The organism is Novosphingobium sp. BL-52-GroH (genome assembly GCF_044813085.1).
Taxonomy (GTDB): Bacteria; Pseudomonadota; Alphaproteobacteria; order Sphingomonadales; family Sphingomonadaceae; genus Novosphingobium.
On the sequence record NZ_CP171152.1, the window covers coordinates 2,801,661 to 2,823,644 of the forward strand.

Below are 21,984 nucleotides of genomic sequence, written 5' to 3' on the forward strand. Positions count from 1 at the left end.
CGCCAGTCCTTCTTCGAGGGGCGCCAGTCCTTCTTCGAGGGGCGAAAGCCGCGACCTGATTATCCTGGGCGGCGGCCTTGTCGGCATGACGCTGGCGCTGGCCGCCGCCCGGGCCGGGATCACCAGCCACGTCATCGACCGGGCCGACCCGGCCGATCTCGTGGCCGAGGGGGCCGATGCGCGCGCCTCCGCGATCTCGACCGCGAGCTGGAACCTGTTCAGCAACATCGGTCTCGCCGCGCGACTGGACAAGCTGGGATGCCCGATCGATTCGATCGCGGTGACCGACGGTATGAAGCCTGGCCGAATCGACTTCACACCCAAGCCCGAGGAAGGCTCGCTGGGCCGCATGTTCGCCAATCGCGACTTGCGGATCGCCCTGTTCGACGCCGCGCGCGAGGAACCGGCCATCGCCTGGCATGTGAAGACCGAGGCGGTCCGCCGTGATCGCGGGCCCCACGGCGTCGAGGTTGAGCTTGCGGACGGCCGCGTGCTCGCCGCCTCGCTGCTGGTCGCGGCAGAGGGGCGCCAGTCGCCGACCCGCGACGAGGCCCGCTTCGCGCTCGCCAAGTGGGACTACAAGCACCGCGCCACGGTCGCCGCGCTGTTCCACGAGAAGTCGCACGAGAACACCGCCTGGGAAATTTTCTATCCGGCGGGTCCCTTCGCGCTGCTGCCGCTGCTCGACGACGAGCAGGGACGCCACCGCAGCGCGCTGGTCTGGACCGTTGCCGAGAAGGACGCTGCCGGGGTCATGGCGATGCCCGATGCGATGTTCGTGGGCGAGGTTTCGGCCCGCATGCACGGCGTGCTGGGGACGATCTCCCTTGCCGCCCCGCGCATGAGCTATCCCTTGCGCTTCCATCACGCCGGCAAAGTGGTCGGCGAGCGCCTCGCGGTGATCGGCGATGCCGCGCACGGTATGCACCCGATCGCCGGGCAAGGCCTGAACCTGGGCCTGCGCGACGTCGGCGCCCTGGTCGAAGTGCTCACCGAGGGTATGCGCCTGGGGCTGGAGCCGGGCGATGCGCAATTGCTGGCACGCTACGAGAAGTGGCGCAGCCTCGATACGTTCATGGTCATGTCGGTGACCGACGGGCTCACCCGCCTTTTCGGCGTTCCCGGTCGCCTGCCCAGCGCCGCGCGACGTCTCGGCATGGGCGCGGTGCAGCGCCTGCCCGCCCTCAAGCGCTTCTTCATGGACGAGGCGCGCGGCATGTCGGGCAAGCTGCCGCAGCTGCTGCAGGCGTGAAGGCTCCGCCCCGGGCTTAAGCCGGGACTGCGGGCGCGCTTGCACCATGTCGTTTCCCTCGTTCGGGTTCCTACTCGCCCGAGCGCTGGAATGGCGCGCATGGTATGTGCCGGCGAGCGTTTCAAACCCCCGTTGCAGGCGGTCAGGCGCGGGGTTAGGGTGCTGCCCGCAAGCGAGCGAGGCGACATGAGCGATCTCCGTGCCTGACAGCGACTCGACCGAAGGCCCGGGCGATGCCATCCGGCGCAGGCCGGGGCGGCCGTCTCGAAGCAACGAGGAACTGCTCGACACGGCGTTCGGGCTGTTCCTCGAGAAGGGTTTTGCGGGCACCAGCATCGATGCCATCTGCGCGGCGGCGGGCATGGCCAAGCGCACCGTCTACGCGCGCTACGGCGACAAGGAGACGCTGTTCAAGGCGGCGCTCACGCGCGCGATCGATGGCTGGCTGGTCCCGATCGACCACCTCCGGGCCCAGGAGTGCGACGATTTCGAGGCGAGCCTCCTGCGCATCGGTGCGATCCTCCTCGACAACGTGCTGGGCGTGGAAGGCCTGCAACTGCTGCGCCTCACCAATGCGGAAGCAGTGGCGATGCCCGAGATCGCAATGGAAAACGTCCGTCTCGGCACCGACCCCACGCTGGCCTACCTCGCCGACCTGTTCCACCGCAATCTCGGTGGCCCGGCCCAGGCTTTTCCCGCAGCCGACGACGCCGCAAAAGCATTTCTCAACATCGTCGTCGCCGGTCCGGCGAGCAATGCGGCCTGGGGCATGCACGTCGACCCGGCCGCGATCGACCGGCACACTCGCTACTCGGTAGGCCTGTTCCTGCGCGGGGTGCGGGACGAGGCACCGCCGGCGCCGGTCGGCGCCAGGCAGGGGGATGCCGGCGAACTCGGCCGCCTCCTGCGCGAGGCCGAGGAGGGTCTTGCTCTGGCACGCCGACGGGTGGAACAGGCAGGGCAACTGGTGAAGGACTGAATCGAACGGCGTCAACCTGGCCCGCTTGCGGATGACGGCGCATCTCGGGCCAGATTCCGGGCGCTGGCGAGGTCTTCGGGGCTGTCCACGTCGAAGTGGATGGCGGGATCGTCGCAATCTTCCAGGACGATGTCCGCGCGGCGGCGGAGCAGTCGTCCGGCGCCCTCGTCGCCGGTGAGCGTCGCGATCTCGGGGAAGGCGCGGGCGGAGAGGAGGACGGGATGGCCGGGGCGTCCCGCATGGCGGGGCATCGCGGCATAGGCCGGGCCGATTGCCCTGGCGAGCCGCCCGGCGACTGCGTGGGGAATGCGCGGCATGTCGCCCAGGAACACGAAGGCGCCCTCGGCACTCCCCGCGGCGGCGATTCCGGCCTTGAGCGTTTCGGAAAGCGCGGTGCTGTCGAGCCGGACCACCTCGACCGGCGGCGCACCTGCCCATTCACCGATCGCGAGGCCGGGCCGGGCGACGACGATCACTTTTGCGACCGGCGCGGCGCGGGCGGCGCGGATCGCGTGGAACAGCAGGGGCGCATCGCCGAGCATGGCCGAGAGCTTGTCGCTGCCGAACCGCGTGGCGCGCCCGCCGGCCAGCACTACGGCGACGAGATCGCTCAAGCGCGTTCCCGCGCCGGGTTCAACGCCTGCATGATCTCGGCGAGGATGCCGGTCGCCACTTCCCACGGCGACTTGCCCAGCCCGGGAACGCCCGGCGAGAGACGCAGGCGGGCCAGTTCCCCGGGCGTCGCCCCGGCCGCTTCCAGCGCTGCGAGGCGTTCGGGCGCGCGCGACTTCGCGCCGATCATGCCGACGTAGCCGGCGTGCCCGCGCAGCGCGGCCAGGCAGCCGCCGAGGTCGTGGTGATCCTCGTGCGTCGCGCCCAGGTATGCGGTCCAGCGGTCGACCTTGAGCCGGGCGAGGGCCTCGGCAGGCTCCTCGCGCAAGTACTGCGAAACGGCGAAGGGCGGCGGTGCATGCGGGCCGCCGGGGCGCAGCAGGATCGTCTCGAACTGTGCCATCGCCCCCAGTCGCGCCGCGGCGAGTGCGCCGGGATCGCCGCCGGAGACGATCAGCCGGCGCGGCGGGTCGTAGCGGCGGGCAAGGCGGAAGGGCTCGTCGTCAAGGTCGAGCAGGGCGCCGGCAGCTTCGGTGACCTCCTGGGTTTCGCCGTCGCTGGCCCAGGTGCACGATCGCCGCTCGGCGGCATGGCGCAGCAGGTCGCGCACGGCGCTCGCATCCGGCAGGATGCGTTCGAGAAGTACGTGCAACGCCCCGCCGCAGCGCAGGCGCAAGTCTATCCACGGGCTACCCATGCCGTAGTGCAGGCGGCGCGGGGCACCGTCGGCAAGCACTTGCGCAGCGTGGCTGGCGACATCGCCCTCGATGCAGTCGCCCGAGAAGTACCCCGTCGCGGCGACCCCGCCGTCGGTCCCGGCGACGAACAGCATCTGCGCGCCCGGCCCGCGCGGGGCGCTGCCCGCGACCTTGTAGAGCGTCGCCAGCGCTGCCGGCCGGCCTGCCGCCACCGCCTGAGCGAGCGCGGGGCGCACGTCGTCGACCCAGCCGAACTCGGGCCATTCGGCGCCTTCGATGGCGCCGGTCAGGGTGTGGTCGGTGAGAGTCGCCATCAGGCCTGCACCGCGCGGCGCTCCACGGTGTCGCCCACCAGCGGAGCGATCACCAGCCGGTGCAGGATCGTCGCGACGTCTTCCGGCGAATGGGCCGAGACCGGGTTCTCGCCTTGCGAAAGCCACCAGGCGAGGATGTCGATCGTCGAGCCGGTGCCGTGGACGACGCCCAGATCCGAGGGCAGCCAGGCGTTGCGCGACACCGCGACGTCGGCGAGGCCGCGCGCCTGGCGGATGAATTCCTCGCGCACGATGCCGGCCGCGCCGCCGGCCAGGAGAGCCGACCACAGCATCGCGTGATCGGCCACGTAGCCGCACAAGGCGCGAGTCGATTCGTAGCTGTTGGTCTCGTAGAGAATCGGGATCGTGCGCGAGAGCAGGTCCGCGATCTCGCCCGAGGCGACGTCGGCGAGCAGCGCTTCCTTGGTAGGATAGTGGCGGAAGAACGTGGCATAGCCGGTGCCGGCGCGAGCCGTGATCTCGCGGATGGTGAGCTGGTCGAAGGGCTTTTCCTCCAGCAGCGCAAGCAGGGCCGCGGTCAGCGCATTGCGCGAGCGTACCTGGCGGGCATCGGTGGGTGCTTCGCGTTTGAGGCCGTTCAGGCTGGTTTCCATGATCCATCCCGTATCATTGGGACGGGCGCGTGTCTAACCGGCCGGCGGGATGGGCCGTCCCGCGCGATCATCCCTTAGGGGATCACCCTTCGCCGATACGGTCCGCGAAAAGCAGGCGACCGCCCGAGAGATGCCAGAGCGCCTCGTTGAAGTCGGAATTGCTCATGGCGAAACAGCCTTCGCTGCGGCCGAGCTTGCCCCACTTCTCGATCATCATGGTGTCCACGTACCAGGCCGGATGCATGACGATCGCGCGCGGGAGGGCCATCGAATTGTCCTGATCGAGGCCGACCAGGCGGATCGAGGTGCCATACTTGCCCTTGTACCACTCGGCCGTGAGATAGGCCCCGCGCGAGGTGGCTTCCGAACCGACGACGTTGGAGAAGCTCTGCAACCAGCCGCTGTGTGCCGGGTCCGAGCCGCGGCCGTGGGCGACGAGGAAGGAGCGCACCGTGCCGTTTTCCAGATTGGCGAAGTGCAGGCGCGGCTTCCACGAGGGCTGCGCGAAGTCGACCATGCCCACCACGTCGGCGCGCCAGAGCTGGCCGCGCACGCGCTGCGACTGGCGTGCGGCGAGATCCATCACGCGCCGTTCGTAGGACGTGAGGCCGCTGGCCAGGGCCGGCGTGGTGGAGATCCCGCTCGGGAACGTGCTCGCCAGCGTGGCGGAGGCACCTTCGCCGGGCGCTAGCACGTCGGAGGACAGTTCCTCCGCCGCGAAGACCCGCGACGGCAGGACAAGGCCGAGTCCCGCGACGAGACCGCCCTTGATTACTTTGCGCCGAGAATGCGACCGATTCATAGTTGCACTTATAACACAATTGTTAGCCGCGATCCACCGTCTCGTCGACGTGGCCGGCGCGCCCGGCGGGCGGTTGGACGCAAGCGCGCGCCGTTGCTTTCGCGGCCACCGGCCGGGCTGGCCCGGACCGAGGCAGGGTGCCTCAGGCCACGACCTTCAGCGGCTTGCGGCCGTGCTGGGCGATCCAGTCCTCCAGCACCGGGGCGATTCGCGTGCGCCACTTGCTGCCATTGAAGATGCCGTAATGGCCCACTTCCTTGGCGAGGTAGTACTTCTTGCGGCTGTCCGGCAGGTGGCTGGCAAGGTGCAGTGCGGCGCGGGTCTGGCCGATGCCCGAGATGTCGTCGCGCTCGCCTTCGATCGCCAGCAACGCGGTGTCGCGGATCGCGGTCAGGTCGATGACCTCCCCGCGGTGGACGAATTCGCCCTTGGGCAGCGAGTGCTTCTGGAACACGTGCTCGACCGTCTGGAGGTAGAAGTCTGCGGTCATGTCGCAGACGGCCCGATATTCGTCGTAGAACGCCTTGGTCGCGCCCGCGCTCTCGCCGTCGCCTGCGACCATGTGCTTGAACATGCCGTAGTGGCTCATCATGTGGCTGCCCAGGTTCATCGCCATGAAGCCCGCCAGTTGCAGGAATCCGGGATAGACCCTCCGGCCAGCGCCGGGATAGGTCAGCGGCACGGTGGCGACGACGTTGTTTTCGAACCAGGAAAGCGGTTGCTGCATGGCCACGTCGTTGACGCTGGTGGGCGCCTCGCGCGTATCGATCGGGCCGCCCATCATGGTCAGCGTCGCAGGGCGGCAGGGGTTGTTCTTCGCAGCCATTACCGCCGTAGCGGCATAAGCGGGGACCGATGGCTGGCAGACCGCCAGGACGTGCGTGCCCTGGCCGATATGCTCGAGGAAGCCGATCACGTAGTCGATGTAGTCGTCGAGGTCGAAGCGGCCGGCGCTGGCGGGGACGAGCTTGGCGTCGGCCCAGTCGGTGATGTAGACCTCGCAGCGCTCGATCATGCGCGCCACGGTCCCGCGCAGGAGCGTGGCGTAGTGCCCGCTCATCGGTGCCACGATCAGCAGCTTGGGCGCGTTTGCGGGCAGGCCCGGATGGTCGAAGCGCAGGAGGTTGCCGAAGGGGCGATGGAGCACGATCGATTCGGTGACGTTGTGCGTGGTGCCGTCGACGGTCACCGTCTCGATGTCGAAAGCGGGCTTGCCGCGCGGGGAGGCGGCGTGCGCGAACACGTCGAGAGCGGAGGCCATCACCGGGCCCAACCCGAAGTAACCCATGGGAAGGGCTGGATTCGTCAGCATCTCCGCGCCGACCGACGCCCAGGCGGCGGCGCCGCTGAGCATGGTGCGCTGCAGTTCGTAGGCATTGTAAAGCAAGTCGAGTCTCCTGGCCGCGTACGACCTCAATCCGAAAGGTTACTCCCTGATTGGGAACGAAGCGTTACCGTTGCAACGCGGCAATGGCGAATTGTGCCATGCCAGTTTCCCAAGAATATACCGGCTCGTCGCGAATCACGCCTATCGGGCGGATGGCGTGGTGGGTCGGAAGGAGGCCTTTTCCTCCGCCGCGCGAGGCTGTAAGGGCGCCGGGATGGATGCGATGCAGGGCAATTCGACAGCGCCGGAAGGCACCTCTTCCGCTCCGGGCAGCGAGCCGGCGGGGCGCAGCCGTAGCCTCGGCCCTTTGCGCATGGTCTGGCGCGAGATGCTCAAATATCCGGGACGAATGGTTACTGCGGGCCTGGCGCTGGTCACGACCGCCGCCTCGACGCTCGCGATCCCCTACGGTTTTCGCCAGATCATCGACCAGGGCTTCGCCCAAGGGGCCGATCCCCACGCGATCCGCTGGTGGTTCGTGATGCTGCTGGCCGTGGTCGTGATCCTGGCCGTGGCCACCGCGATCCGCTTCTATTCCGTCTCGTGGCTGGGCGAGCGCGTGATCGGCGACATCCGCCTGCGCGTCCAGCGTCATATGCTGACCCTCGCACCCAGTTTCTTCGAAGACAACAGCCCCAAGGAAATCTCCTCGCGGTTGACCGCCGACACCGCGATCATCGAGCAGATCGTCGGCACCACCGTCTCGGTGGCATTGCGCAACGCGATCATGGCGGTGGGCGGCGTGATCTACCTCTTCGCGCTGGAGCCCGGGCTGACGGCGGGTCTGGTCATCGCCATTCCGGTGGTCATCGTGCCGATCGCGATGTTCGGCCGCCGCCTGCGCGTCGTCTCGCGGTCCAGCCAGGACCGCGTCGCCGACATCGGCGCGCTGACCGCCGAAGTGCTCGGCGCCCTCAAGGTCGTGCAGGCGTTCAACCAGGAAGGCCGCGAGCACGAGCGCTTCGCCGCCGCCGTAGAACGTACCTTCGAGACCGGCAAGAAGCGCATCACCATCCGCGCGATCATGACCGCGGTCATCATGTTCCTGATCTTCGGGTCGATCACCGTCATCATGTGGCGCGGTGCGATCGGCGTCGCCGAAGGTTCGATCACGGGGGGCACCATCGCCGCCTTCGTCGTCACCGCCGGCATCGTGGCGGGCGCCTTCGGCTCGCTCACCGAGGTCTACGGCGATCTCGTGCGCGGAGCCGGCGCAGCCAGCCGCCTTGCCGAACTGCTGGGCGAGCGGCCGACCATCGCGCCTCCCGCGCGCCCGCTGTTCCTGCCCGAGCCGCCGCGTGGCAAGCTCGCTTTCGAGCGCGTGACCTTCCGCTATCCCTCCCGACCCGACCTGCCGGCACTGCACGACTTCGATCTCAGCATCGAGCCGGGCGAGACGGTGGCGATCGTCGGGCCCTCGGGTGCTGGCAAGTCGACGCTGTTCCAGTTGGCCGAGCGGTTCTACGATCCGCAGGGCGGTGCCATCAAGATCGACGGCGTGCCGCTGGCCTCGGCCGATCCCGCGCAGATCCGCGCCCGCATCGCCCTGGTGCCGCAGGAAGGCGTCCTGTTCGCCGCCTCCGCGCGCGACAACTTGCGCTACGGCAACTGGCAGGCGGACGACGCCGCGATCTGGGATGCGGCGCGCGCCGCCAATGCGGAAAGCTTCCTGCGGGCGCTGCCGCAAGGCCTCGACACGTTCCTGGGCGAGGACGGCGGGCGCCTGTCCGGCGGGCAGCGTCAGCGCATCGCGATCGCCCGCGCCCTGCTGCGCGACGCCCCGATCCTGCTTCTGGACGAGGCCACCAGCGCTCTCGATGCCGAGAGCGAGCGCCTGGTGCAGGATGCGCTGGAGCGCCTCATGGCGCACCGCACGACGCTGGTGATCGCCCACCGCCTCGCCACCGTGCGCCAGGCGGACCGGATCATCGTCATGGATGGCGGCCGCATCGTCGAGCAGGGCACGCACGAGAGCCTGAGTCAGGCCGGCGGCCTCTACGCGCGCCTCGCCTCGCTACAGTTCGATATGGCCCCGCTGGGCTAAGGCCCCGCCCGATCACCGATCCGGCCGGATCCGTCCACCGACGATCCGCCCCCGACCGTCGGAATTTTCGACTGGCATTGCGCGGCGGTGCAATTATGTTGCGCGGCATCGAGGCCGTTCTGGCCCTGTCATAACTTTCCTGTCTCCCCCCTCACGAAAAGGTCAGGACATGTCGCGCTTCTCCCGCAAGGTGCTCGCCACGAGCGCCGTCGCTTCCGTTTTCGCCCTGAATTTCGCCGCGCCCGCGTTCGCGCAGGATGCCGCTCCCGCCACCGCATCGGCCAAGCCGTCGCTTGCCCCATCGGCCGACTGGGGCAAGTTCGGTATCCAGACCCAGTGGATCGACAAGTCGGTCAAGCCAGGCGACGATTTCGACGCCTACGTCAACGGCGTGTGGAACAAGACCGCCGTGCTGCCGCCCGACCGCACCCGCTGGGGCTCGTTCATCGAACTGAACGACTTGTCCGAACAGCGCGTCCACGCGATTCTCGACGAACTGGTCGCCTCCAACCCCGCACCGGGGTCGGATGCCGCGCGTATTGCGGCGGCGTACATGGCCTTCATGGACACGGGCGCGATCAACGCGGCCGGTCTCGCTCCCGCCAGGCCCTACCTCGACGCGATCAAGGCGGCGAAGAGCCCTGTCGATCTCGCCCGCCTGTTCGGCCAGCCCGGATATGCCTCGCCGCTGGGCACCTACGTCGGCGCGGACGACAAGCAGAGCGACATCTACGCGCTCAACATCGGCGTCGCGGGCCTCGGCCTGCCTGACCGCGACTATTACCTGAAGACCGACGAGCGTTCGGTCGCCCTGCGCGCGCAGTACGAGACCTATCTCGCGTTCCTGCTCGGCAAGGCCGGCTATCCCGACGCGCAGGGCGCGGCCAAGGCCGTCCTGGCTCTGGAAACCAGCATCGCCCAGGCCGACTGGGACCGCGCGGCCGCCCGCAACCCCGACCTTACCTACAACAAGCTGCCGGTCGCCGAGTTCGAGGCGATGGGCTCGCCCGGGGTGGTCAAGGGCTTCCTGGACAGCCTCGGCGCCCAGAAGGCGACCTACGTGCTCGCGGCCGAGATTCCGCCCACGGCCGAGGAACTGAAGGCTGCCCGCATAGACCCTGCCAAGGCGCAGGCGCAGTTCGGCGGCGGGGTCCCGGCAGTGGTCAAGCTGGTGGAAACGGTACCGGTCGCGACCTGGCAAGCCTACCTGACCGCGCATTTCCTCAGCGACAACGCCTCGGTGCTGCCGTCCGATATCGACGACGCGCGCTTCGCGTTCTACGGCAAGACCCTGTCGGGCCAGCCCGAGCAGCGCGCCCGCTGGAAGCGTGGCATCGCGGCGGTCGAGGGGATGGCGGGCGAACTCGTCGGCAAGATCTACGCGGCGAAGTATTTCCCGGCGGCGCAGAAGGCGGCGATGACCGACCTCGTCGCCAACTTGCGCAAGGCGATGGGCGTCAACCTCAAGGACCTCGCCTGGATGAGCCCGGCGACCCGCGTCGAGGCCAAGGCCAAGCTGGACGCCTTCACCCCGAAGATCGGCGCCCCGGCGACGTTCAAGACCTATGACGGCCTGGCGTTCTCGGCGACGGCTCCGCTCGGCAACGCCGTCGCGGCCGGCGCCTGGCAGACGAACTTCGACATGAACCGCATCGGCCAGAACGTCGACCGGGCCGAATGGGGCATGCTGCCCGAGACGGTCAACGCCTACTACAACTCGACCTTCAACGAGATCGTCTTCCCGGCGGCGATCCTGCAGCCGCCGTTCTTCAACCTCTCGGCCGACCCTGCGGTCAACTACGGCGGCATCGGCGCGGTGATCGGCCACGAGATGGGCCACGGCTTCGACGACCAGGGCGCCAAGTCCGACGGCACCGGCAACTTGCGCGACTGGTGGACCCCGGCCGACAAGGCCGCCTTCGAGAAGCTCCAGGACAAGCTCGCCGCGCAGTACGACGCGCTGTGCCCGTTCGACGACGGGAAGACCTGCGTCAACGGGCGCCTGACCATGGGCGAGAACATCGGCGACCTCGGCGGCCTCAGCCTCGCCTACCGTGCCTACAAGCTCTCGCTCAACGGCAAGCCGGCCCCGGTGATCGACGGCTTCACCGGCGACCAGCGCTTCTTCATGGGCTGGGCGCAAGTCTGGCGCTCGCAAGTGCGCGAGGCGCAGGCGCGCCAGTTCCTCGTCACCGACCCGCACTCGCCGCCGCAGTACCGGATCAACGGCATCGTGCGGAACTTCGACGAATGGTACAAGGCGTTCGGGGTGAAGCCGGGCGAGAAGCTGTACCTTGCTCCCAAGGACCGCGTGCGGATCTGGTGACGGCCAATCCTCCCTGTCGGGCGCGGATGGGGAAGGAGCGCCGACGCAGTCGGTGGCGGAGGGGTGAAGAAGACCCCTCCGCCAGCCGCGTCGCGACTGCCACCTCCTCATGGTTTCGGAACGGGGAGGACCGTCCACCTGCAAATTACCGCATCGCAGCATCCACCGGCTTGACTTGGCCGTCCCGTCCGGCATGACCTCGGCGCCATGGACCTGACCTTCACTGCGATCCTCCTCGGCATTGTCGAGGGCCTCACCGAGTTCCTGCCGGTCTCCTCGACCGGCCATCTCATCCTTGCCACCAAGCTGTTCGGCTACGATTCGAGCCAATGGGCGACGTTCAACATCGTCATCCAGCTCGGCGCGATCCTGGCCGTGATCGTGCAGTTCTGGCGCACGTTCTGGGCGGTCGGCATGGGCTTGCTCAAGCTCAACCCCACCTCGATCCGCTTCGTGCGCAACGTGCTGCTGGCGTTCGTCCCTTCCGCGATTCTCGGGCTGCTGCTCAACGACTGGATCGAAGGGCTGCTGGGCGAACCCTCGGTGGTCGCCTGGGCGCTGATCGTCGGCGGCATCGCGATCCTGGGGATCGAGAAGATCGCCAGGCCCGGCCCGCTCACCGGCGTTGCCGAACTGCCGGCCAGGCAGTGCATCGGCGTCGGTCTCGCACAGTGCCTGGCCATGGTGCCGGGCGTCAGCCGGTCCGGCGCGACGATCATGGGCGCGCTGGCGATGGGTATCGAGCGGCGCACGGCGGCCGAGTTCAGCTTCTTCCTCGCGGTTCCCACGATGGTCGGCGCGACCACGCTCGAACTGATAAAGCACGGCCACGAACTGTCCGGCGGCCTCGGGCCGGTGGGCTGGAACGAGATCGCGGTCGGCTTCTTCGTCTCCTTCGTGGTGGCGCTGGTGGTCATCAAGGCGTTCATGGCCTTCGTGAGCAAATCCGGCTTCGCGCCGTTCGCCTGGTATCGTATCGTCGCCGGGGCGCTGGCGCTGTTCCTGCTTTCGAGGGTCTGATCCATGGGTAGCGGCAAGATCGAACAGCTCGGCCGCAAGGACTACGAGAAGCTGCTGGAGCCGATGGAGGAGGAACTCGTCGGCATGGCGCGCTGGGCGCAGAAGACCGGCGCCCGTATCGTCGTCCTGTTCGAAGGGCGCGATACCGCCGGCAAGGGCGGTGCGATCAAGGCGCTTTCGGGCCAGCTCAATCCGCGACAGTGCCACACCGTCGCGCTCGCCGCGCCGACCGAGCGCGAGCAGGGCCAGTGGTACTTCCAGCGCTATACGCCGCACCTGCCGGCCAAGGGCGAGATCGTGCTGTTCGACCGCTCGTGGTACAACCGGGCCGGGGTCGAGCGGGTGATGGGTTACGCCAGCCAGGCGCAAGTGGAGGCCTTCCTCCACCATGCCCCGCTGTTCGAGAAGGCGCTGATCGACGACGGCGTGCTCCTGTTCAAGTACTGGCTCGCCTGCGACCAGGAACGCCAGGAAGAACGCATCGCCGAACGCGCCGACGACCCGCTCAAGCGCTGGAAGCTCTCGCCCGTCGATATCGCCGCGCGCGAGAAGTACGACGACTATACCCTGGCCCGCGAGGCGATGCTGGAGGCGACCCACACCGCCCATGCGCCCTGGACCCTGGTCGACTTCAACGACCAGAGGCGCGGCCGCCTCACCCTGATTCGCGACTTCCTCGACCGGATGCCCGATACCCATTGCGATGCGCCCGAACTCGACCTGCCACCGCTCGGGACCAAGCCGCGGCGCGAGAAATTCGGCGTGATCGAGCCGATCAAGGCGTTTCCGCTCTCCTGAATCAGCGCCGAATCGACTGCACGCGCTTGACTTTGCAGGTTCGATCCAGCAAGGGGCGCAACCTTACGGGGCGGCTCTTCGGTGTCGCCTTCGTGGTATTGTCGAAACGCCGGCCTGCCAGGGCGGCTGAAACTTAGAGAGTACAGGAACCGCCATGGCGAAGCCCGCAACCGTCAAGATCCGTCTGGTCTCGACTGCCGACACCGGATTTTTCTACGTCACCAAGAAGAACCCGCGCAACACCACCGAGAAGATGAGCTTCAGCAAGTACGATCCCGTCGTGCGCAAGCACGTCGAGTTCAAGGAAGCCAAGATCAAGTAAGGTTCACGGTCGGTTCAAGGCTGTGAACCCAATGGGGAAGCCATGAACCGTACCAACAGACCTTTTCGATCCTGCGTTGGCGCGGCCGCTTTGGCCGCGCTTTCCATTCCAGCCCTTCTTCCGGCGCCACCCGCGCTCGCCGCCTCGCCCGAGGACGGCAAGCAGCTCGACCAGGCTGTCGAAGCCCTGCGCGGCATCGACACCCTCAAGGCGGACTTCGTCCAGACCGACCGGTCCGGCCAGACCGTTCGCGGCGTCCTGACGCTCAAGCGTCCCGGCAAGATCCGTTTCCAGTACGAGAAGAGCGCCAACATGCTCATCGTCGGCGACGGCAGGGCGCTCACCCTGATCGACTACGACGTGCGCCAGGTGCAGCGCTGGCCGATCAGCAACAGCCCGCTCGGCGCGCTGCTCGATCCTAAACGGGATGTCGCCAGGTTCGGCAAGGTCCTCCAGACCGGCAATCCCAACGTCACCAGCATCGAAGTGCGGGATCGCTCGCATCCCGAATACGGCATCATAACCCTCATCTTCCAGCGCAAGGCTTCCGCGCCGGGTGGCCTCGAGCTGACCTACTGGGTCTCGCTCGATTCGCAGAACAAGCGCACCACCATCGCCCTGTCGAATCAGCGATACGGCGTGCCGGTGACCGACAACGATTTCCGCTGGAACGACCCTCGGCCCAAGACTCGTCGATAGGACGGAACGCTCTGTCGCGGGTTGTGCGTCGCTCGCGACAAGCTGCGACAGTTTTCTGAACTTCGTTCACTTGGCAGCAAGGCGATCCATCCTACATAGGTCTTGTCAGAGCGGTTTTGAGGCGGGTTTCCCCCCTGTTGCCCGCGCCTCCTGAGTGATCGCTCTGATACATCTAGCGTGACGAACGCTTACAGGAACCCTCGAGCCTCTGCCCCCGGCTCGAGGGTTTTCTGTTGTGTGGTGCATCGCCAATCCTCCCTGCCGCGCGGCGACGGGCAGGGGCACCTTCGGTTTGTGCAACCTGGCCGGCACCCATTTGCGCCCACCCGGGACCTGTCGAAGGCCCTCTGGCATTTCGCCGATCCCATGCCTAAAGCCAGCGCCATGAAGATCGCCACCTGGAACATCAATTCCGTCCGCCTGCGCATCGACCAGGTCGAGCGCTTCCTGACCGAGCAGGCGCCCGACGTGCTGTGCCTGCAGGAGATCAAGGTCGCCGAGCCGCTGTTCCCCCACGAGATGTTCGAACGCCTCGGCTACACCCACCGCGCCATCCACGGCCAGAAGGGCTACCACGGCGTCGCCACCGTCTCGAAAGTCCCGTTCCGTGACTTCTCGAAGCACGACTGGCAGGACAACGGCGAGGCCCGTCACATCGGCGTCGAGCTGCTGGGGCCGGGGCAGGGCCTGATCCTGGAGAACGTCTACATCCCCGCCGGCGGTGATGTCGCCGACCGCGAGGTCAATCCCAAGTTCGGCCAGAAGCTCGACTTCCTCGAACGCATGACCCGCTGGGCCGACGCGATCGATCGCCCGACCCTGATCGTGGGCGACTTCAACATCGCCCCACTCGAATCGGACGTCTACGACCACAAGGCGCTCCTGAAGGTCGTCAGCCACACGCCGCTGGAAGTGGAGACGCTCAAGCGCTTCCAGGACGCGCATGGCTGGGAGGACATGGGGCGCCGGTTCATCCCGGCGCCCGAGCGCAACTATTCCTGGTGGTCCTACCGCAGCTACTGGCGCCAGAAGGACCAGGGCCGCCGGCTCGATCACATGTGGGCCTCGCCCGATCTCGCCCCGCAGGCGCGCGGCCACCACTTCGTCGAGGAAACGCGCCGCTGGGACCAGCCCAGCGACCACATCCCGCTCGTCACGGAGTTCGATCTCTGAGCGAGCCGCTTCCTTCGGCAGGCGCGCGGCGGGTGGCGCTGGCGCTCGATGCGCTGCGCCACGGCTGGCTCGTGCAGGTGGCAGGCGGTGACGTGCTGTTGCCGGCGGAGACCGGCTTCGCGGCCGGGGTCACTGCTCCGCGCATGCTGATCTCGGCGGCCCGGGCGGTGACGCTCAAGCTCGCCAACCAGCGCGAGGCGGCGGTGCCCGAGGCCCCGGTCCTGATTCGCGCGGCCGAGCCCTTCGACCTCGAAACCGCCCGCGCCGTCGCCGATCCCGCGCTCGACCTCGCCCACCCGATGAAGGGCCCGTTCGCGGCCCAGCACATCGACGACCTCGAGGCGGCCCGCACGGCGATGGAGCTGGCGCGGCTCGCCGGCATCCTGCCCGCCTTCCTCGTGGAGCCCGAGGTACATGGCGCGACCCAGGGTGAGGTGCAGGCCGTCTCCCCCGCCGATCTCGCCGAGTGGAAGGATACGCGCCGTCTGGCGATCGCCAGCCGCGCGCACCTGCCGGTGGCGGCGGCCGAGAATGCCGAGATCGTCGCCTTCCGCGCCCTGGACGACTTGCGCGAGCATGTCGCGCTCGTCATCGGCACTCAGGACGGCGACCGGCCGCCGCTGGTGCGGCTCCATTCCGAGTGCCTGACCGGCGATATCCTGGGCAGCCTCAAGTGCGACTGCGGGCCGCAGCTCGACGCCGCCTTGCGAGCCATGGCGAACGAGGCACAGACCGGGGGCTGGGGGGTGCTGCTGTACCTGCGGCAGGAGGGACGCGGCATCGGTCTCGTCAACAAGCTGCGCGCCTATCGGCTGCAGGACCTGGGCTACGACACGGTCGATGCCAACAATCGCCTCGGCCTGCCGACCGAGGCGCGCGACTTCCCGGTGGCGGCGCGGATGCTCGATTTGCTGGGCGTGCGGGCGATCCGGCTGATGACCAACAACCCCGCCAAGGTCTCGGCCTTGCAGGGCGTGGGCGTCGAGGTGATCGAACGGGTGCCGCACCAGTTGCCGCCCAATCCCCACAACGCGCGCTATCTCGATACCAAGCGGGACCGGACCGGACATCTGCTGTGACGCCTGCGTGGTCCCGGACCTGATCCGGGACGACGTTGCCTCACGCCTCGGCGCACCCTATCTCACGCCTACGATGCCAGAACTCCCGGAAGTCGAAACCACCGTTCGCGGCCTTGCCCGTTTCCTCGAGGGCGAGCGGATCGCGCGCGTCTCGCTCAACCGTGCCGACTTGCGCCGACCGTTCCCGCCCGATCTCGTCCAGGTGCTCACCGGCGCGAAAGTGACGGGGATGGGTCGCCGCGCCAAGTACGGGCTGATCCATACCGATCGCGACCAGACCATGGTCTTTCACCTGGGCATGTCGGGTCGCTGGCGAATCGAGCCCGAGACGTCCGACAAGCACGACCATCTCGTGCTGGAAACCGGCAGCGGCCATGTCCTGGCGCTCAACGACGCGCGCCGCTTCGGCTCGGTCGACCTGGCGCCCACCGCCACGCTCGAGTCGTGGGGGCCGTTCGCCAGCCTGGGCCCCGAGCCGCTGGGCGAGGGCCTTACGGCCAGGCACCTGCGCGCGGCCTTCGCGGGGCGAATCGCGCCGATCAAGCAGATGCTGCTCGACCAGACGATCGTTGCGGGGCTGGGCAACATCTACGTCTGCGAGGCGCTGTTCCGCGCCGGCATCCGTCCCGACAAGGCGGCGGGCCGTGTCACCCTGCCGGCGTTGGGCCGGCTGGTGCCCACGATCCGCGAGGTCCTGGGCGAATCGATCGCCGCCGGCGGGTCGACCATCCGCGACTACGCGCAACCCAATGGCGAGCTGGGCTACTTCGCCGCGTCCTGGCAGGTCTATGGGCGCGAAGGCGAACCTTGCACCTGCGGCGAGCCCGTCCTGCGCTTCGTGCAGGGGGGCAGGAGCACGTTCTGGTGTCGGCGCTGCCAGAAGTAGTGCCGGTCCCGTGGGGCTCGCTCGCCGGAGATAGGGGCGTTGCCGAGGTTCTCTCGGGTTGACGGGAAGCCCCTTCGCCGGTAAGGGCCGCGCTTTCCGGCGAGTCCGCTCGCCACAGCAGATTCGTTAGGCATGGGCCGCCCAGTCACCAGTTGGCCGGCCAGACAGAGGAAATTCGATGGCCAATACGCCGCAAGCCCGCAAGCGCATCCGTCGCAACGATCGCCGCGCCGAGATCAATACCACGCGCGTCAGCCGCATCCGTACTTTCGTCAAGAAGGTGGAAGCCGCTCTCGACGGTGGCGACAAGGCGACTGCCGCCGAAGCGCTCAAGGCTGCCCAGCCCGAGCTGGCTCGCGGCGTTGCCCGCGGCGTGCTCCACAAGAACACCGCGGCGCGCAAGCTGTCGCGCCTGACCAAGCGCGTCGCCGCGCTCTGAGTCGCCGTTGCGATTCGCTCTGCGGAGCGAGTTGCGAGGCACTTGTCTCAGGACGAAACGAGAACGGAGCCGGGATCTCAGATCCCGGCTCCGTTCTCGTTTTTGCGGCAGCGCAGCATGGCTTGGGGTAAACGCACGGAAATGCTGCGATTCGGCGCGCTGCGACGCGGAACATTCTGAAAAATAAGCATATTACAGTTTGGCTACGGAATTGCGTGGGTCCGTATGAGTCAACAGCCTATATTTTTTATATTTGGGGAGAGCCGTATTGCCTGTGGGGCAAACGCCTTCCTAAAAGGGGGCTCGGCCGTTGCGGAACGGGCCGGGGAAACAAGCGATAGCGTTTGGAACGACGGCCGCGAACATTGCGTTTGCGGTTGAGGGGAGGTTTTTCCTTCCCTCGTTCACGACGCGTTCGTGCTGTGGGCCTCATTCTGCAACCACTAGGTGTCTATGCAAGCGGGGGAGTTCCGGACGGTGTCCAATACGTCAGCAGGTCATCCCTCGGCAAACAGCTCCAAAACGGTCCAAGCGGTCGACCAAGGTAACAACGAAGTGAACAGGAAGTCCAAGGTGGTGCGAGTGGCCGTTGAAGAAGATCAGGAAGCCGTGAACCTGGCGGCGGACTGGGCTGACATCAGCCAGGGCCTGCGCAAGGACCTGGGCCAACAGGCGCACAGCCAGTGGATCAAGCCGATCCAGCCGGGCAACTACTGCGCCGAGACCGGCACGCTCGACCTGTACCTGCCGACCGAGTTCTCGGCCAACTGGGTGACGGACCGATTCGCCGACCGCCTGTCGCTGGCCTGGAAGATCGCCCGTCCCGACGTGCGCCACGTGCGTATCCTGGTCCATCCCGGCCGTCGCCAGCTTCCCGAACTGCGTCTCGGCAACGGCGGTCGCCCTTCGAGCGCGCCGGCCAACGATTCGGCGGCCGGGTCTTCCGATCCGCTCGGCGCCGCGCTGGCGGGCGAATCGTTCGCCTCGCTCGGCCAGGGCCCGGCCGGCATCGACGCCTCGCAGACCTTCACCAGCTTCGTGACCGGCGCGTCCAATGTCCTGGCCTGCAATGCCGCGCAGCGCATGTCGGCAACCGAGACGCCGCAATTCTCGCCGCTCTACCTCAAGGCCGCCACCGGCCAGGGCAAGACGCACCTGCTGCACGCGATCGGTCATTCCTATCTCGCCAGTCACCCGCACGCCCGCATCTTCTACTGCTCGGCCGAGCGCTTCATGGTCGAGTTCGTCCAGGCGCTGCGCCAGAACCAGATGATCGAGTTCAAGTCGCGCCTGCGGGGCTTCGACCTGCTGCTGGTCGACGACATCCAGTTCATCATCGGCAAGGCGTCGGCGCAGGAAGAACTGCTCTACACGATCGACGCGCTGCTCCAGGAAGGCAAGCGTCTGGTCTTCGCCGCCGACCGTGCGCCCCAGGCGCTCGACGGGGTGGAACCGCGGCTGCTCTCGCGCCTGTCGATGGGCCTCGTTGCCGACATCCTGCCGGCCGACATAGAGCTGCGCCGCTCGATCCTCGAAAGCCGCCTGACGCGCTTCGCCTCGATCGAGGTGCCCTCCGACGTCATCGAGTTCCTCGCCCGCACCATCAATCGCAACGTGCGCGAGCTGGTCGGCGGCCTCAACAAGCTGATCGCCTATGCGCAGCTCACCGGGCAGGCAGTCTCGCTCCAGCTCGCCGAGGAGCAGCTCACCGACATCCTCTCGGCCAACCGCCGCCGCATCACGATCGACGAGATCCAGCGCACGGTCTGCCAGTTCTACCGCATCGACCGCACCGAGATGAGTTCCAAGCGCCGCGCCCGCGCCGTTGTCCGCCCGCGCCAGGTGGCAATGTACCTCGCCAAGGTGCTGACCCCGCGCTCCTACCCCGAGATCGGCCGCAAGTTCGGTGGCCGCGACCACTCGACGGTGATCCACGCGGTTCGCCTGATCGAGGAACTGCGTACCCGCGATGCCGACATGGACGGCGACGTGCGCTCGCTACTGCGCCAGCTCGAAAGCTGAGTCCCGCCCGGCCCCGGCCGGCGGGTTACCACAGGATCGGACACAGCGGGCCGGCAGGGGATGACCTTGCCGGCCCGTCTGATTCCCGGCGGGGGCAGGAAAGCCGCGGGAACGAACTCCAGCCGGATCGAACATTAATCGCTTCGCAGCGGTTATATCGGCCTTCGGGCGGCGGAACTTAACCTTTCGATAAGCCTATCGTCCGTAGCGTGACCGGAACGCAGCCGCGTTTCATTCTCCTCCAACGGAAAGAAGGCATTCCCCCCATGCGCTTCTACAGAGCCACGGCTTTTCTATTTCCCCGCAGTTATGAGCGGCGGATTCTCTTCTTCTGCTTCGGTGCAGTTCACATTCCGCTGATCGCCTGCATCGCCCTCCAGGCAGTGACCGGTCAATGGCAGGTGCTGACCCTGGTGACCCTGCTGGTCGCGACGCTGGTCGGCACCGGCCTTGGCCTGGCCGCGATCCATGCATTGCTGGCGCCGATCGGCGAGGCCACCGGCATGCTTTCGGCGATCCAGAACGGCGAGCGCATCGTCGTCGTCCCCCGGGGCGGCGACGATCTCGTCGGCCGACTGCTGAGCGGCGTGACCACGGCCGCCAACGAGACGGCGGCGCGCATCGACCAGCTCGTAGAGGCGGCCGAGCGCGATCCGCTCACGGGAATCCGGAATCGTCGCGGCTTCCTCGATTCGGCCGAGCAGGTGCTGCGCGGCCGCAGCAACGCAGTGCTCGCGATCATCGACATCGACCACTTCAAGACGATCAACGACCAGTATGGCCACGATACCGGCGACGTGCTGCTCAAGTCGCTCGCCCGCAAGATCGAGGACTACCTGCGCCGTACCGATATCGCCGCTCGCTGGGGTGGTGAGGAGTTTGCGGTGCTGCTCCCCGACACCACGCTCGACGAGGCACGCCTGGTGATGGAGCGCCTGCGTGCGACCGTGGCGCTCGATACGGGGCTGGGCGTCGAGGACCGGGCGGTGACGTTCTCCTGCGGTCTGGCGCCGGTGCGCACTTTCGCGCAGCTCGGCGATGCGACCAAGCAGGCGGACGCGGCGCTCTATGCGGCCAAGAACGCCGGCCGCAACCAGGTGCATGTCGGCGGGCTCTGAGGGCCGGTGGTTCCTGCCGTGCCAGAACGTCGATAGGTTCCAAACTTTCGTCATCCCCGAAGGCGGGGACCATCTGATGCCCGTGCAACTGGAAACCTCATCAGATGCGTGAGCGCCTATGCGGGAATGACGAAACAAGGGTGCTATCCAGGATGGCGACACGGGCGCGATAACGTGCCCGCGTGTGCCAACAACGCTTCACCCCCCGCCATCCATGCTGTAGGCGCTGGGCGATGATACCCGCCACTTTCGCACAAGCCCTGCTGCGCGGCGTTCGCGGCCGCTGCCCGCGCTGCGACGAGGGCCGCCTGTTCCATAAGTGGCTCAAGCCGCGCGAGCGCTGCCCGGTCTGTGCGCTCGATCTGCGGCCGCAGCGGGCCGACGACTTTCCGGCCTACATCGCCATGATCGTCACCGGACATCTCATGGCCCCGCTCATCATCATGCTTTCGCTCGATTTCGAGCTGGGCCCGGTGGCGATGATCGCGATCCTGGTGCCGCTGGCCCTGGCGATGATGCTGGGCATGCTCCAGCCCGCCAAGGGCGGCGTGATCGCCGTCCAGTGGTGGTTCGGGATGCACGGCTTCGTCAAGGAGCGCCTGCCCGAGGACCCCGAGGCCCTATGACCATCGCTCCCGAACGGATCGGCCGCTTCGCGCGCCATATCGTGCTGCCTGAAGTCGGTGGCGCCGGCCAGGTGGCCCTGGAGGCGGCGCATGTGGTGCTTGTCGGCTGCGGCGGGATAGGCAGTCCTTCCCTGCAATACCTCGCCGCAGCCGGCATAGGCCGTCTCACCCTGGTGGACGACGACGTCATCGACGTCAGCAACCTCCAGCGCCAGACGATTTACACGCCGTCGGATGTCGGCAGGCCCAAGGCGGAAACGGCAGCCGAGTGGGTGCGGCGTTTTGATCTTGGCCTGAAGGTCGAACCCGTGGTGGCGCGGCTGGGGGATCACAACGCGCACGAGGTGCTTTCCGGCGCCGACCTCGTACTGGACGGGTGTGACAACTTTGCGACTCGGCTGCTGGTGTCAGATACCTGCGTGAAACTGGGCGTGCCGCTGACCACGGCGGCGATCGGCCGGTTCCAGGGCCAGGTCGCGAACTTCGCCGGGCATCTGCCGGATCAGGCTTGCTACCGCTGCTTCGTAGGCGACGCCTTCGACGCGGTCGACTGCGATACCTGCGCCGCCGACGGCGTCCTGGGGGCGATGGTGGGCATGGTCGGGACGTTCGCCGCGCTGCACGCGATGCGGGTCCTGCTGGCGGGACACGCCGCGTTCGGGGAGCCGCAGTTCGGGACGCTCCACCTGATCGATGGCCTGGCGCCCTCGATGCGGGGGCTGAAGATCGCCAAGGACCCGGCCTGCAAGGGGTGCGGCGGGGGCCATTAGGGCG

At 67.6% G+C, this 21,984-nt stretch carries 21 protein-coding genes; 16 read left to right on the forward strand and 5 right to left on the reverse strand.

What is annotated here, in order from left to right; all coding sequences use genetic code 11:
- Window positions 1-55: 55 nt before the first annotated feature.
- Together ACFFDA_RS26250 and ACFFDA_RS26255 are read left to right on the forward strand one after the other, a co-directional pair.
- Entirely contained in the window at window positions 56-1,252 is a 1,197-nt protein-coding gene (locus ACFFDA_RS26250) for an FAD-dependent monooxygenase (RefSeq protein WP_404482882.1), read from the forward strand.
- 199 nt (window positions 1,253-1,451) lie between these two features.
- Window positions 1,452-2,231, forward strand: a complete 780-nt coding sequence (locus ACFFDA_RS26255) for a TetR/AcrR family transcriptional regulator (protein WP_404480202.1) — start codon at window positions 1,452-1,454, stop codon at window positions 2,229-2,231.
- Window positions 2,232-2,242: 11 nt separating this feature from the next.
- On the opposite strand, the gene ACFFDA_RS26260 is transcribed toward ACFFDA_RS26255, so the two are convergent.
- The 5 genes from ACFFDA_RS26260 to ACFFDA_RS26280 form a co-directional block, all read right to left on the reverse strand.
- Window positions 2,243-2,845: an NTP transferase domain-containing protein gene (locus tag ACFFDA_RS26260; protein WP_404480203.1), complete on the reverse strand. Its 603-nt coding sequence runs from the start codon at window positions 2,843-2,845 to the stop codon at window positions 2,243-2,245.
- A complete protein-coding gene (locus ACFFDA_RS26265; RefSeq protein WP_404480204.1) occupies window positions 2,842-3,855 on the reverse strand; it encodes an XdhC family protein in 1,014 nt (337 codons plus the stop codon). Before ACFFDA_RS26265 ends, ACFFDA_RS26260 begins: the two co-directional genes overlap by 4 nt.
- Window positions 3,855-4,469 carry a TetR/AcrR family transcriptional regulator gene (locus ACFFDA_RS26270; RefSeq protein ID WP_404480205.1) on the reverse strand — a complete coding sequence of 205 codons (615 nt, stop codon included), beginning with the start codon at window positions 4,467-4,469 and terminating at the stop codon, window positions 3,855-3,857. Before ACFFDA_RS26270 ends, ACFFDA_RS26265 begins: the two co-directional genes overlap by 1 nt.
- An 82-nt stretch (window positions 4,470-4,551) precedes the next feature.
- The gene (locus tag ACFFDA_RS26275) at window positions 4,552-5,271 is read right to left on the reverse strand and encodes a murein L,D-transpeptidase catalytic domain-containing protein (protein ID WP_404480206.1); all 720 of its coding nucleotides are present in this window, start codon (window positions 5,269-5,271) and stop codon (window positions 4,552-4,554) included.
- Between the two features lie 142 nt (window positions 5,272-5,413).
- Complete coding sequence (locus ACFFDA_RS26280) at window positions 5,414-6,658, reverse strand: polyhydroxyalkanoate depolymerase (RefSeq protein WP_404480207.1); 1,245 nt, start codon at window positions 6,656-6,658, stop codon at window positions 5,414-5,416.
- Window positions 6,659-6,872: 214 nt separating this feature from the next.
- Between ACFFDA_RS26280 and ACFFDA_RS26285 the strand changes: the two genes are divergently transcribed.
- The 14 genes from ACFFDA_RS26285 (at window position 6,873) to ACFFDA_RS26350 (ending at window position 21,980) form a co-directional block, all read left to right on the forward strand.
- Window positions 6,873-8,702 carry an ABC transporter transmembrane domain-containing protein gene (locus ACFFDA_RS26285; protein ID WP_404480208.1) on the forward strand — a complete coding sequence of 610 codons (1,830 nt, stop codon included), beginning with the start codon at window positions 6,873-6,875 and terminating at the stop codon, window positions 8,700-8,702.
- 169 nt (window positions 8,703-8,871) lie between these two features.
- Window positions 8,872-11,028 (forward strand): M13 family metallopeptidase, encoded by a 2,157-nt coding sequence (locus ACFFDA_RS26290; protein ID WP_404480209.1) that lies wholly within the window; start codon window positions 8,872-8,874, stop codon window positions 11,026-11,028.
- Between the two features lie 207 nt (window positions 11,029-11,235).
- Complete coding sequence (locus tag ACFFDA_RS26295) at window positions 11,236-12,048, forward strand: undecaprenyl-diphosphate phosphatase (RefSeq protein ID WP_404480210.1); 813 nt, start codon at window positions 11,236-11,238, stop codon at window positions 12,046-12,048.
- Window positions 12,049-12,051: 3 nt separating this feature from the next.
- Window positions 12,052-12,846, forward strand: a complete 795-nt coding sequence (gene ppk2, locus ACFFDA_RS26300) for a polyphosphate kinase 2 (RefSeq protein WP_404480211.1) — start codon at window positions 12,052-12,054, stop codon at window positions 12,844-12,846.
- A gap of 154 nt (window positions 12,847-13,000) precedes the next feature.
- On the forward strand, window positions 13,001-13,168 hold the full coding sequence (gene rpmG, locus ACFFDA_RS26305) for a 50S ribosomal protein L33 (RefSeq protein WP_007688317.1): 168 nt from the start codon (window positions 13,001-13,003) through the stop codon (window positions 13,166-13,168).
- Between the two features lie 42 nt (window positions 13,169-13,210).
- Window positions 13,211-13,867 (forward strand): outer membrane lipoprotein carrier protein LolA, encoded by a 657-nt coding sequence (locus tag ACFFDA_RS26310; protein ID WP_404480212.1) that lies wholly within the window; start codon window positions 13,211-13,213, stop codon window positions 13,865-13,867.
- Window positions 13,868-14,251: 384 nt separating this feature from the next.
- The gene (gene xth / locus ACFFDA_RS26315; protein ID WP_404480213.1) at window positions 14,252-15,040 is read left to right on the forward strand and encodes an exodeoxyribonuclease III; all 789 of its coding nucleotides are present in this window, start codon (window positions 14,252-14,254) and stop codon (window positions 15,038-15,040) included.
- Complete coding sequence (ribA, locus tag ACFFDA_RS26320) at window positions 15,037-16,119, forward strand: GTP cyclohydrolase II (protein ID WP_404482883.1); 1,083 nt, start codon at window positions 15,037-15,039, stop codon at window positions 16,117-16,119. Before xth ends, ribA begins: the two co-directional genes overlap by 4 nt.
- A 73-nt stretch (window positions 16,120-16,192) precedes the next feature.
- The gene (gene mutM / locus ACFFDA_RS26325) at window positions 16,193-17,005 is read left to right on the forward strand and encodes a bifunctional DNA-formamidopyrimidine glycosylase/DNA-(apurinic or apyrimidinic site) lyase (RefSeq protein ID WP_404480214.1); all 813 of its coding nucleotides are present in this window, start codon (window positions 16,193-16,195) and stop codon (window positions 17,003-17,005) included.
- Between the two features lie 178 nt (window positions 17,006-17,183).
- The gene (rpsT, locus tag ACFFDA_RS26330; RefSeq protein ID WP_404480215.1) at window positions 17,184-17,444 is read left to right on the forward strand and encodes a 30S ribosomal protein S20; all 261 of its coding nucleotides are present in this window, start codon (window positions 17,184-17,186) and stop codon (window positions 17,442-17,444) included.
- A gap of 453 nt (window positions 17,445-17,897) precedes the next feature.
- Window positions 17,898-19,466, forward strand: coding sequence for a chromosomal replication initiator protein DnaA (gene dnaA, locus ACFFDA_RS26335; RefSeq protein WP_404482884.1), 1,569 nt, complete (start codon window positions 17,898-17,900; stop codon window positions 19,464-19,466).
- 266 nt (window positions 19,467-19,732) lie between these two features.
- Window positions 19,733-20,584 (forward strand): diguanylate cyclase domain-containing protein, encoded by an 852-nt coding sequence (locus tag ACFFDA_RS26340; protein ID WP_404480216.1) that lies wholly within the window; start codon window positions 19,733-19,735, stop codon window positions 20,582-20,584.
- Between the two features lie 233 nt (window positions 20,585-20,817).
- Window positions 20,818-21,210: a DUF983 domain-containing protein gene (locus ACFFDA_RS26345; protein WP_404480217.1), complete on the forward strand. Its 393-nt coding sequence runs from the start codon at window positions 20,818-20,820 to the stop codon at window positions 21,208-21,210.
- Window positions 21,207-21,980, forward strand: coding sequence for a HesA/MoeB/ThiF family protein (locus ACFFDA_RS26350; protein WP_404480218.1), 774 nt, complete (start codon window positions 21,207-21,209; stop codon window positions 21,978-21,980). The genes ACFFDA_RS26345 and ACFFDA_RS26350 overlap by 4 nt, the downstream gene beginning before the upstream one ends.
- Window positions 21,981-21,984: the final 4 nt, after the last annotated feature.